The organism is Streptomyces sp. NPDC004667, assembly GCF_040609475.1.
In the GTDB taxonomy this organism is placed as follows: Bacteria; Actinomycetota; Actinomycetes; order Streptomycetales; family Streptomycetaceae; genus Streptomyces.
Map to the genome: position 1 here is coordinate 1 of NZ_JBEXKC010000263.1, position 1,428 is coordinate 1,428.

The 1,428-nt window shown below is 77.4% G+C and carries 1 protein-coding gene; it reads left to right on the plus strand.

The window, feature by feature from the left end:
* Positions 1-107: 107 nt before the first annotated feature.
* Positions 108-1,428 (plus strand): MFS transporter (locus tag ABZW32_RS39925; RefSeq protein ID WP_356225837.1); only part of this gene is annotated, 1,321 nt, incomplete at its 3' end.

The following is a 1,428-nucleotide window of genomic DNA, read 5'->3' on the forward strand; positions in this document are numbered from 1 at the left end:
GCCCCCGGGGACCCCTCCCCGGGGGCCCGCCTCCCCCTTTCCCGTGGCGCCCACGGCCGCCGCGGTTCCCGTGTCCCGCCGTATCCACCGTCTGGCGAAACGTGAGCATGCAGTACCCGACGAGAACCCCGCCCGTCGGCGAGCGGCCCCGGGCCCGGTCGGCCCTGGTGTCCGTACTCGCCGCGAACATGCTGGTCGACGCATTGGAGGTGTCCGCGACCCTGGTGGCGCTGCCGTCCGTCGGCGATGACCTTGCCCTGTCCGTCCCCCAACTCCAATGGCTCGTCAGCGGATTCGCCGCGGGCTTCGGCGGGCTCCTGCTGCTCGGGGGCCGGCTCGTCGAACACCTCGGCCGCCGCCCGGTCTTCCTCGCCGCGCTCCTCGTCTTCGCCGCCGCCTCCCTCGTGGGCGCGCTGACGGACAGCGCGGCCCTGCTGACCGTCACCCGCGTGCTCAAGGGCGGCTGCGTGGCGCTGACCGCCCCCACGGGCCTGGCCATCGTCATGGCGGCCGTCCCCGACGGCCCGGCCCGCCGCCGGGCCGTGTCCCTCTACACCTTCTTCGGCGCCGCCGGGTTCTGCGCCGGGCTGCTCCTGTCGGGGCTGCTCACCGGCTCCGGTTGGCGCTGGACCTTCGCGTTCCCGGCCCCCGTCGCCCTGCTGCTGTTCGCGGCCGGCCTGGTGCTCGTACCGCGGGACCGGCCCGGACCCCGCCCGGCGGCCGGGGACCGGTGGCGGGCGGTGACCGCCGCGCTCGCGCTGACCGCGACCGTCCTGCTGCTGGTGTACGGACTCGCCGGCCTCGGCGCTCCGGCCGGGCAACGGCGCAACGCGGCCCTCGCGTTCGCGGGGGCGGTGGTGTGCGCCGCCGTCCTCGTACGGGCCGAACGCACCGCCGCCCGCCCGCTCCTGCGGACCGCGCTGCTGCGGCACGCGCCGCTGCTGCGCTCCGCGCTGGGGGCGGCCGCGCTCAACGGCTCGTACACGGGCTTCCTGCTCATCGCCACCCTCCACCTGAGGGAGGCCGGCCGGAGCCCCTGGCAGACCGCGCTGGCCTTCCTGCCGGCCGCCGCACCGCTCGCGCTGAGCGCCCTGTACTCGGCGCGGATCGCCATCCGGCTGGGCCCGGCCCGCGCCGTCGCCGCGGGCGCCGCCGCCGCACCGCTCGGCTACGCCCTCTACCCGCACACCGGCGGGGGGCCGGTGCACCCCACCGACCTGCTGCCCGCGACCGCCTGCGTGGGCGTCGCGTTCGTGCTCGCCTTCACCGCCCTGCACCTCCAGGCCACCTCCTCGCTCCCGCCCGGACTCCAGTCGGCGGGGGGCGGGCTCTACCAGACCTGCGTACAGCTCGGGGCGGCCCTGACGGTGGCCCTGACGTCCGCGTTGATCACGGCCGGCCGGGGCCCCGCGCTCTGGCTGGTCACCC